Origin of the sequence: Porphyromonas sp. HMSC077F02 (assembly GCF_001815465.1) — a bacterium.
GTDB lineage: Bacteria > Bacteroidota > Bacteroidia > Bacteroidales > Porphyromonadaceae > Porphyromonas_A > Porphyromonas_A somerae.
The window spans coordinates 90,308-100,545 of the sequence record NZ_KV820630.1 but is presented as its reverse complement, the minus strand read 5'-3'; the positions used below and the strand labels follow the sequence as shown (position 1 = coordinate 100,545).

At 50.3% G+C, this 10,238-nt stretch carries 7 protein-coding genes; 5 read left to right on the top strand and 2 right to left on the bottom strand.

The window, feature by feature from the left end; all coding sequences use genetic code 11:
- Positions 1-287 precede the first annotated feature (287 nt).
- Together HMPREF3027_RS01185 and HMPREF3027_RS01180 are read right to left on the bottom strand one after the other, a co-directional pair.
- A complete protein-coding gene (locus HMPREF3027_RS01185; protein WP_018028617.1) occupies positions 288-545 on the bottom strand; it encodes a DUF1858 domain-containing protein in 258 nt (85 codons plus the stop codon).
- Positions 538-1,776, bottom strand: a complete 1,239-nt coding sequence (locus HMPREF3027_RS01180) for a DUF438 domain-containing protein (protein WP_070706408.1) — start codon at positions 1,774-1,776, stop codon at positions 538-540. Before HMPREF3027_RS01180 ends, HMPREF3027_RS01185 begins: the two co-directional genes overlap by 8 nt.
- Positions 1,777-2,070: 294 nt before the next feature.
- On the opposite strand from HMPREF3027_RS01180, the gene HMPREF3027_RS01175 reads away from it, so the two are divergent.
- The 5 genes from HMPREF3027_RS01175 (at position 2,071) to HMPREF3027_RS01155 (ending at position 10,104) form a co-directional block, all read left to right on the top strand.
- On the top strand, positions 2,071-2,439 hold the full coding sequence (locus HMPREF3027_RS01175) for a DUF488 domain-containing protein (RefSeq protein ID WP_070706407.1): 369 nt from the start codon (positions 2,071-2,073) through the stop codon (positions 2,437-2,439).
- Between the two features lie 384 nt (positions 2,440-2,823).
- Positions 2,824-3,342 (top strand): ribosome recycling factor, encoded by a 519-nt coding sequence (frr, locus tag HMPREF3027_RS01170; protein WP_371440868.1) that lies wholly within the window; start codon positions 2,824-2,826, stop codon positions 3,340-3,342.
- Between the two features lie 10 nt (positions 3,343-3,352).
- Positions 3,353-4,309, top strand: coding sequence for a ribosome small subunit-dependent GTPase A (gene rsgA, locus HMPREF3027_RS01165; RefSeq protein ID WP_070706406.1), 957 nt, complete (start codon positions 3,353-3,355; stop codon positions 4,307-4,309).
- A gap of 57 nt (positions 4,310-4,366) precedes the next feature.
- Entirely contained in the window at positions 4,367-5,203 is an 837-nt protein-coding gene (locus HMPREF3027_RS01160; protein WP_070706405.1) for a tetratricopeptide repeat protein, read from the top strand.
- Entirely contained in the window at positions 5,200-10,104 is a 4,905-nt protein-coding gene (locus tag HMPREF3027_RS01155) for an alpha-2-macroglobulin family protein (RefSeq protein WP_070706404.1), read from the top strand. The genes HMPREF3027_RS01160 and HMPREF3027_RS01155 overlap by 4 nt, the downstream gene beginning before the upstream one ends.
- Positions 10,105-10,238 lie beyond the last annotated feature (134 nt).

The window sequence follows — 10,238 nt, the reverse complement described above, 5'->3', positions numbered from 1 at the left end:
CGCTCCCTTCGCCCTCATCCTCAGCGCCTTGCATTTCATCATCCGTGCAAAGTCTCACCACATTTAAGCAAATGTGCGAGAATGGCACTTCGTGCAACATTCTCATTTAAGTGGGACCTCTGCCGAGGTCCTTCTGCCCTATCTGAAAGGAGCTAAATGTGTCTATTTGTTGGCGTTGTTTTACCCCCACTCCTCTACTTGCAAAACACGCGGAGACTCAACCGCCTTGAGCTGCGATTGAGTCTCCTTTTTCTAGAGCTCGTCCAAGATAGACGAACTTATAAACCCTACTTTGGCAGGTCAAGTGGAGGCTGTCCGACGGCTTGTCGTAACGTATTAACCAGTAAGGCTAAGTCCACATCGCCCATCTGTGCTGCGAGCTTGAGCGGAGTACGAGGTGCTACAGTCTTGCGCAGTATCGGATTGGTCAGATTTCTATACCGATCCGAGAGCGATACAAGCGTATCGATGAGCTCCGGGTAGCGGTCTAGCATCGCCCCCACTTTGGTCTCAGGGGTGATGAGGAGAGGTGTCGTATCAGTCATAATTCAGAAGCGTCCTAGAGCCTTCTAGTTGCCGTAGCTCAGTAATATCTTGAGAGCACTCAACGACCCCTAGATAGTTACCCTCGGGGTCACGCACAGCTGTGTACTCTATATAGATAAATCGCCCACGGAAGTTGCCAATCCAAAACTTAGCACAGCTCTGGCGACCACTCTTGAAGTCGGCAAGGATAGTCTCTACGACATGGACACTTTCAGGCGGATGACACATACGTACATCTCTACCGATGATGGATCTATTGCGAGCGAAGACTCGCTTGGGGCTGTGAGAGTAGAAGCGTACCTTATCGTCTTTGTCCACAAAGGTGATGTCTATTGGGAGGTGGATGAGTAGAGCCTCTAGCTCAGCGACACTAAAAGCTCCCGTGGAGAGCCGTATAGCATCATGGCTCTCGTACTGAAAGTGCAGGTCGTCCGCCTCCACGTCTGGTTGCCATACAGTCTGCGGGTCATATAGGCAGTATCCAAACTCTGGTGTCTCCTTATAGATGTGATACCACTCAGCCTCTGTCAGTAGGTCCAGTGTCATTGGGAAGAGGATCATCTCCTCTTTGGTGATCATGCTGTCCAACATCTCCACTGCAGGGTCAAAGGTCTCCACGATGTGATCTCTCAGAGATACCGTATCTGAGATCTCTCCAGAGAGTACTGCTATGGCACTCTTGAGTAGCTTCCTAATCTCATCGTGCTTGCCCCACATGACTACAGGAGGTCCAGTCACTCCATGCTGCTCTAAGTATGGGAAGAGCAGGTACTCCTTGCGCAGATAGTGCTTGTCTACATCCATCAGTCGGTTGAAGATAGATCTCAGACTTAGCAAGAGCTCCGAGAGCGGATGCTCGCAATGCTCCCCTTTGATCTCTTTTGCCAAAGCATTGTACTCGGAGACTACCTCCCCTAGGGCTACATTCTCTGCTCTAAAGGTGTCAATGGGATGCCCCGCAGGCACCTCTTTAGCTCCACTCACATCTATAGCTCCCTCTAGGATCTCTGAGTGGTGGTCGCAAAAGATCTGTATCTCATCTGTCGATAGTAGTCCCTGATCTATTAGCTCCTGCTCCACAGCGACGACCTCTTGGTAGGGGATAGTGTGGAGGAGTGTGGAGAGTTGCCGCTTGAGAGCTTCGGGCTGCTCTCCTTGATGTAAGCGCAGGAGTATCTCTTTGAGCATCGTCTTGCGCTCATCTGGCGTGTTATGTAAGAATTCGCTCATATTTCACTGATCGTTTAACGTGAATTTATATTAGTCTAGCAAAGACATGATGGCTATCCCTTAGGCTAGTTGACCACTAGCAAATATACATATTTTGGTCAGATTATAAGAAATATATCCCCCGTAATTTCCGTTTGCTTCGTGAAGCTTTCCGATTTCCTTGGGAGAGATTGAAATCTGCGGAGATCTAAGAGTCACTATGAAGTGCGGTTGTAGCACCATATTATGATGATTTATTCGTACATTTGTCTTTAACCGCGAGTAATGAATTCACCTTAAAGGAGGCAATACATAATGAATGAATTGAGATGCAAGCGAATCTATGAAATTCCAGTTGAAACAGATGGGTTTCGCATTCTTGTGGACAAACTATGGCCACGAGGGATGAAAAAGGAAAATGCTAAAATTGATTTATGGGCTAAGGAGATTTCACCATCAGATGGACTTCGAAGATGGTTTTCCCATACTCCTGAAAAATATGATGAGTTTAAAAAGAGATACAGACAGGAATTGTCAGAGAACTCGGCATCACAAGAGTTTAAGGATTTGTGTGTGCAGAAGTTGCAAGATCACAACGTGACCCTTCTGTATGGCGCAAAAAGCGAGAAATGCAATCATGCTGTTGTTTTGAAAGAGTGGTTGGAAGAACATATACACCAGTAAGTGTATAAAGAGGTGCAAAATGGCCTTACGACCCCGGCTGAGGGATTGGACAACCAATGGGAGGTCTTCGCGTTTTTTTGAATAATCCTAGATGAAGTTGTCCGACCCGCGAGGGGTCGATATTGCGTGCTTTGCATTTATCCCCCGGTCGTTCGGGCTTTGCCCTCCGACTCGGGGGCTACGACAAATCGGACCTCTCCGAGGTCCTTCTGCACTGTCTAAGTGCTTATTTAAGCGTTATCCGTGCTATTTTGCGGTGAACCCTTTGTACTTATGGGGATAATTCTCTATCTTTGTAATGAATTATATAGACTATCCAACCAAATTCAATACTGACAGTTTATGAAAGATGTAGCTACTATCCTGAAAGAGACCAAAAAGGCGATGAGCGAGACCATCGACTTCCTAGATGACAAATTGGCTAAGATACGTGCCGGCAAAGCGAATCCCAAATTGCTTGATGATATCCGTGTCAATTATTATGGCAATCCTACCCCACTCAATAATGTGGCGAATGTATCGGTGCCAGATGCGAAGACGATTATCATCACCCCTTGGGAGAAGAATATCATCCGCGATATTGAGAAGGCGATTATTGATTCCGACCTCGGCATTATGCCTGAGAATAATGGCGACTTGATCCGAATTGGAATGCCACCACTCACCGAGGAGCGTCGTCGCGACCTAGCAAAGCAAGTGAAGGGTGAGGCGGAGCAGGCCAAGGTGAGTGTACGCAACGCTCGCCGTGATGCGATTGATACGCTCAAGAAGCAGGTGAAGGATGGCATGCCTGAGGATGTCTCTAAGTCTGCTGAGGGTGATATCCAGAAGATGCACGACGACTTTATCAAGAAGATTGATCAACTCTTTGCCGCTAAGGAGAAGGAGATAATGACCGTATAACTACGATGCCATGACCGGCTTAGTTATCCAAAATAGAGGGAGTCTGTACCAAGTAAAGGTGGCAGATGGTGAGAGCTATAGCTGCAAGCTGAAGGGGAGTTTCAAGGTGAATGATATCCAGACCACCAACCCTGTGGCGGTGGGTGATGTTGTTGACTTTGAGCTACCCGAAACAATGGAAGAGGCGAAGGGGCAAGAGCATATGGGGTGGATCACTAAGATCCATCCGCGTACAAATTATATTATCCGACGCTCCTCCAACCTCTCCAAGCAAGCACATATATTAGGTGCTAACCTCAGCCGAGCCCTCCTTTTGGTGACGGTCAATTATCCAGTTACCTCCACTACATTCATTGATCGGTTTTTAGCTACAGCCGAGGCATATCGGGTGGAGGCAGCCCTTGTCTTTAATAAAGCGGATCGCTACAATGACCACGAAGAGCGTAAGCTCAATGAGCTGATGAGGCTCTACGAGGGCTTGGGCTACCGCTGTTTCAAGATATCGGCGAAGCATGGGCAAGGAATGGAGTCACTGAAGGAGTATATCTCCACAGGCATTACTCTACTTAGTGGGCACTCGGGGGTGGGGAAGTCTACCTTTATCAATGCCCTTGTGCCAGGGGCCAATCTCCGCACTCAGGATATCTCCGAGGCACACAATATGGGGGTGCACACCACCACCTTCTCCGAGATGATCCCCTATGGTACTGAGCCCGATACCTATCTCATTGATACTCCAGGCATCAAGGGATTTGGCACGATAGAGTTTGAGCGCGAAGGGGTGAGCCACTACTTCCGAGAGATCTTTGAGCTGGGGAAGCAGTGCCATTTCCACAATTGCACCCACACGCACGAACCTAAGTGTGCCGTCTGTGAGGGACTCAACAGAGGCACCATCGCACGCTCTAGATACAAGAGCTACCTCAGTATCTTGCAGGATGAGGATGAAGGGAAGTACCGTCTGTAAAGGGGTATAAACTCCTCTTCCAAACAAACCTTCTCCAAATAGTCACGTCTAAGAGTTATGAATAAGTATATTTGGAGTTTACTGGCCCTTGCCTGCTCCTATCTGGGAGCTGTGGCACAAGAGCCGACAAAGGGCGATAACTACGAGGCACTGGTGATGCGCTACTACGATTACTACGAGGCTCAGAAGCCCGATAGTGCAGAACTGGTACTCCGTGAAGCACTCACACGCTATCCCGATAAGGAGAGCAACTTTGTGCTCCACGGCAATCTTGCCGAACTTCTTGTGGCAAGGCAAGACACCTTAGCTGCTATTTCCGAACTCACAGAGGCCCTTAGGCTACAGCCAGAGGTGACGCAGCTCCGCTCTCGCCGTGCTGAGTTGTACGAAGGAGTGGCACGGTATCAAGATGCCCTTCTCGACCTCGACCAACTCATCCAGCAGAAGCCGGAGTGGGAGATTCCTTTATATAATAGAGCGAGGGTTCGCTCTGAGCTAGGACTACACAATGGTGCTATCCACGACCTTGAGCAGATACTAAAGCTCAATCCTGAGGCCTATCTCCCTCGCATAGCACTCGCCAAGGAGTATCAGCTATCTGATGACCCGCTTTCGGCGGAGAAGCTACTGACGCACCTGATAGATAAGTTTCCCAAGATTCCCAACGCTTACCGAGCATTGGGCTGGATGCTATTGGAGCAAGACCGCAAGGCGGAGGCACTTGATAGGGCGCGGCACGTGATACAAGAGCTGAAGGTACCGACAAAGGAGGATTACCTCTTGCGAGGAGCGATCTGGAGCAAGTATGGAGAGAAGAAGGAGGCAGAGGCCGACTTTGATCGAGCAAAGGCACTAGGTGCTACGGACGATGAAATTAAAAAGGTAAGACAATGAAGAGATTAATTAAGTGGTTACTGATCCCCGCACTACTCGTTAGTGCCATCGCAGCGTGGGGCAAGATAGAGAAGACAATGAAACCGACTGAGATAAATATTACCGCTGAGGTACGAGCCCTCAATAGGCTATACACCAATTATGGGCGTGCGCTGACGGAGTACGATAGCTCCAATGACGCCTCTACCGACACCCTCCTTTGGAGTCCCGAGAAGACGAGGGAGGAGAGCCGTAAGTTGCTCACCCAGTTGCTCCAGCAAAGAGAGCTCCTTCGGCTACTTCCTAGCGAAGAGCTTAGCCGTCAGCAGCGTGTAGAGCGGTGGGGCTTTTATCTCGATTCCTCTAAAAACCAATACTACAATCTACTGGAGATACTCCATCAGTTTGTCTCTAGTGATAAGGAGCTAAAGCCTTTGCTCACGAGTGAGCTAGAGGTAGCTCTGCAGAAGGAGTTCTACCCAGAGGCATTGCAGATAGTGCGGTATTTCAATCTCCAACTTGATGAGGTGAAGCTCAAGGAGTGTCGCCCACGGTTTGCCGAAACCGATGAGGGGCATTTGATAGATATGTGGCTCCTTCGCTACCGATTGATACACGAACTAAGGGAGCTGGAGATAAAGCTTTCGGATGACCACGCCACCGAGCTAGATGAACAGTGGACGGCTATGGTAGTTCCTTTTGAAAGGGAGGGAGAGCGACTGTTCACTCAGCTCAAAGGGAGTGCCTACGAGTCGGAAGCCGAGCAAATCTATCAGGAGTATCTAGGTGACCGCTTGGTTGCGATCCAACCCGAGGTGGTGAATACCGCTACTGGCGAGGTGCGTATCAAGGTTTTTGGTATTCTATCAAAGCCGAATAAGTTACAGAGGAGTGGCGGTATCACCATTGGTGAGCTCCCTAAGGGGATTGTCCGTAAGACCTTCACCGACCAGCTCTCAAAGCCGGCTCTCTACGCTTATTCTCTTGAGGAGGAGCAATACCGCACCTATTTCACCTACGAACTTCTCAAGGTCTATACTTACAATCTGGAGAATTATTGCAAGCAGATAGAGGTGCTGGACCGTGCTACTGGTGCCCCTGTGTCCAACGTACGGATTGATCTAATGGATGGAGATCGCAAGGTATTTGCCACGATGGCGACCGATAGTGAAGGGCGAGCTTTACTCCAGAGCAGATCAAATTATTACTGGGCAGAGGTGAAGGATCCACGGCTGGTTCGTGAGGAGGAAATCTATATTAGTGAACTACCAAGAGCTCAAAAACAGAGAGAGATAAAGATTACGAGGTTCTACACCGATCGCCCTATCTACCGTCGTGGGCAGGAGGTTAAGGTGGGCACCGTCACCGCTAAGTACAAAGGCGATGACCGACACGTTTTGCCCTCTGAGCCTCTGACGATTAAGCTCCAAGCCTATCGCAACTTCGACTTGGTTACCCTCGAGACTAAGATGGTGACCACCAACCAGCACGGTGTGGCGGAGCTCACCTTTACCCTACCAGAGGATCAGGATCTCTCCAACTTCCAGCTCATCTCAAAGTGGGGCAATAAGGAGTTAGAGGTGCAGGACTACAAGCGTAGTTACCTCCAGGTCTCTATAGATAGTATCCCCACTGGTTACCTCTATGGCCATCCGATGAAGTTCTATGGGCAAACGACTGACCTCAATGGGCTACCTACGCCAGCTACCGTGGAGCTTCTCTATGGAGGTGATAAACGGATAAAGGTGACTTCGGGTGCCGATGGTCACTTCCTTATCGCCACGCCCGCACTCTCTGAGGAAGAGGATGAGTATGGAGATAGAATTGAGCTATCTGCTTCAGACGCTCTCGGGAATACCGCACGAACCTCTCGTTACCTTGAACTACTCGATACCGATATGCCCCTGGATGCGGAGTCCCTCATCAATGAAGACACCTCTATTTATAAGGAGCAATTCACGCTCTCTACTACCCTCCAGCCCTATAATCATCGGTTGCTCGGAGATATATCCGACCGCGTTATCTCTGCCTACTTGGTGAATGAGCAGGATACCATCCCGCTAGGCAACCTCCCAGTGAATGGCGAGCAACAGTTCTCCCTTCCTAACCTCCCCAGCGGTGGCTACCACCTACAGCTCCGCACGGTAGATGGGTATGGAGAGGAACAGCGAGACGAAACCTACCAAAAGTACTATTTCTATAGCTCCAGCGATACTCAGCTACACGATAAGTACCCAATTTGGGCTGAGTTCCTTCCCGATGGGGCACTTCTCTTTGGTTCGAGTAACGATCAGCTCATGATCCTTTCTCTGGAAAAGGATGGCACGACTCTTTACAAGGAGTACATCAAGGTGGCAGCCGGCACGCTTTACAAGCACACGCTGCCACAAGTGGGTGCGGAAAGAGTGATGCTACAGTCGCTCCGTAATATGGAGACGAGGGTGAAGCGATTGGACCTACCAAAGGAGGAGGTGGCAAAGGAGAAGGCGAAGCTCGAAGGCTTTGCTTTCGATGAAAGCATTCGCCCAGGTAGTGAGGTGGAAAAACGTATCAAGGTGATTGGCAAGTCGGGACAACCGCTCGCCAGCACTCCTGTCTTTGCCACTATTTATGATAAAGCGGTCAATGATGCCGCTTTGAGTATAGGGGCTTTCCCATGGCTTCCTACTGTGAGTGTACTACTGATCGAGAATAACTTAGAGGGAGCCCTCTATGGGGCTCGGGCTCCACTCCGTCTGATGGCGGTAACCGAAGCGGCACCAATGGAGATGAGTAAGCAGGCAGCCCTAGATGAAGTGGTGGTTACCTCAGCACCTGAGGAGCCGGCTCTCCGCACCAACTTTGCCGAGACAGCCTACTTCTCGGCACTCCTCGAGACCGACCAAGAGGGCGAGCTACTCCTGAAGTTCAAAGCCCCCGACACGCAAACTAAGTATGTCGCTTACCTCTATGCCTTCAACGACAACCTCACCGAAGAGGTGCTAGATAATACCACCCTAGAGGTCTATTCGCCACTCAGCATAGAGCTTTCCATCCCACGTTACCTTGTTTGGGGCGACCGCCTTGATGGCTCTGCTCAGATACGCAATACAAGTGACCAAAGCTGCACAACCACCTATGTGATTACCTCTGGTGCCGAATTATTGGCTGAGGGAACGATAGAGGTGCCAGCCCACGAAACGGTTAGCGTCCCCTTTAGCACCACCGCTCCACAAGCAGCAGAACTCCAATTGCAGGCAAAGATCACTTCGGGCGAACTGAGCGATGGACTAGAGCAGGTGATACCGCTGATCAGCAATCTCTCCACCTACACGGTGGCGCTCCCCATTTCACTCTACAAGGAGTCGCAAGTGACCCTTGCCCCACCTAAGCAAGAGCTCGCTAGCAGTGACCTGATGCTCCAGCTTTACTTTGATCCTATCCAATTGCTTCTAAGCAAATTGGCCATTAGCCATAGGGAGAGCCTCAAGAGCGACCTCTCACTCTTTGGAGAGCTCCACTTCTATAGCGTCTACAGCCGTCTCCATAGTTACCTCAAATCCCATCCCGAGCTAGCAGTGCGGCTACAGAAGGATGCTAAGGAGCTGAGCTTGATTAAAGAGAAGCCAACACACTGGAGCGACCGAATAGCCGACCCTCAGACCTTAGCTAGTTTCTACCAATTCATCACCAACGAAAAGGCACTTACAGAGCGATTGGCTCAGATAGAGAAGAGCATTCAGAGCCATGCCGTCTCGGGTGGAGGCTTCCGCTATAGTCTTAAGACGTTGCACGCCACTCCTTGGCTCACTCATTATATACTAGAGCAATTGGGTGGCTTGGAGGTGACCAATCCAGAGCTACAAAAGAGTCTACAAGCCTCTCTCCTTTACTTAGCTAAGGAGCTACAAAAGGAGGGTAGCTACTACCGCGACTTCGTTGCCTTTGCACTTGTTGCGCACCAATACAGCTATCCATTGCCCGACTTTGGTCTGCCGATGAAAAAGCAAGTGGAAGCTCTCCGGAAGGGGTACCAATCTGCCAGCAATAGCACGATGCTACGATTTGCGGAATACAGTCGGATCTACGACCAGCCCGAGGCTTATGCCCAGGTGCGTCAGTTCATCAAGGACCGCAGTGGCTACACGTTTAATGACGATGAGAAGCTCACCCTCATGCTCTTCCTCAATCAGGATGAGCCAGAGGTGAGCCAAGAGGTGGTGAAGTTTGCCTTGCAGGTGAAGCAAAATGCCATTTGGTACGACCAAGCGATCGTGCGGGTGGCACAGCTGATCCTGGATAAGGTGACCCCCACCACCATTAGCGATCGTGCCACACTCACCATCAATGGCGAGCGCTACCTGCTTTCGCCTACGGAGCGAGTGACCGGCACCCTAGCAGTGCGGTACCCCGCCAAGGAGGGGTCGCTTACACTCACCTGGAGTGGTATTCAGAGCGATTATATCTTTGGTGGTCTCTCTTATCTCGTGACCGAACCGAGTGCTAAGGCCACCCCAACAGGTAAGCAGCTGACGATTGAGAAACAACTCTACGTCCGCAAGGTCGATAGCAACGGGAAGGAAAGCTTTACCCTAGCTACCAACGTGCAGAAGGGCGATAAGTTGATAGTCCGCTACCTCCTTGAGGCAAAGCAAGACCTCAGTCTGGTCACCATACAAGACCCACGCCCAGCTGCGGCGGAGATGGGCTACGACTTTGAAGGCTTCCGATTGGCAGACCGCCTTTGGTTCGACTATAGTCGTCGCGACAATCACGACCGACTATACATCGACTACCTACCACGCGGACGCCATCAGATAGAGCTTGAAGCGGTCGCTACCCAGAGCGGTCACTTCACCTACGGCCCCGCCCAGATCCAGAGCTACTACGCCCCCGAGTATGCCGGTAACTCCTCCGGTGGCTCCCTCGAAGTGGCGAGATAGCATCCCATCACATATATATGATATACGACCCTTGTGGCTGCACCCCTGCAATCACAAGGGTCGTTTTTTTACTCCCTTCATATGATGAAGTTTATTTCTTGAGACTGTTGCACGAAGGCGATCTACTGCGTTGC

Bases quoted from the DNA above. Each gene is read 5' to 3' on its own strand.
- HMPREF3027_RS01185 (WP_018028617.1), bottom strand. From the start codon at position 545: ATGACTGATACGACACCTCTCCTCATCACCCCTGAGACCAAAGTGGGG.
- HMPREF3027_RS01180 (WP_070706408.1), bottom strand. From the start codon at position 1,776: ATGAGCGAATTCTTACATAACACGCCAGATGAGCGCAAGACGATGCTC.
- HMPREF3027_RS01175 (WP_070706407.1), top strand. From the start codon at position 2,071: ATGAATGAATTGAGATGCAAGCGAATCTATGAAATTCCAGTTGAAACA.
- frr (WP_371440868.1), top strand. From the start codon at position 2,824: ATGAGCGAGACCATCGACTTCCTAGATGACAAATTGGCTAAGATACGT.
- rsgA (WP_070706406.1), top strand. From the start codon at position 3,353: ATGACCGGCTTAGTTATCCAAAATAGAGGGAGTCTGTACCAAGTAAAG.
- HMPREF3027_RS01160 (WP_070706405.1), top strand. From the start codon at position 4,367: ATGAATAAGTATATTTGGAGTTTACTGGCCCTTGCCTGCTCCTATCTG.
- HMPREF3027_RS01155 (WP_070706404.1), top strand. From the start codon at position 5,200: ATGAAGAGATTAATTAAGTGGTTACTGATCCCCGCACTACTCGTTAGT.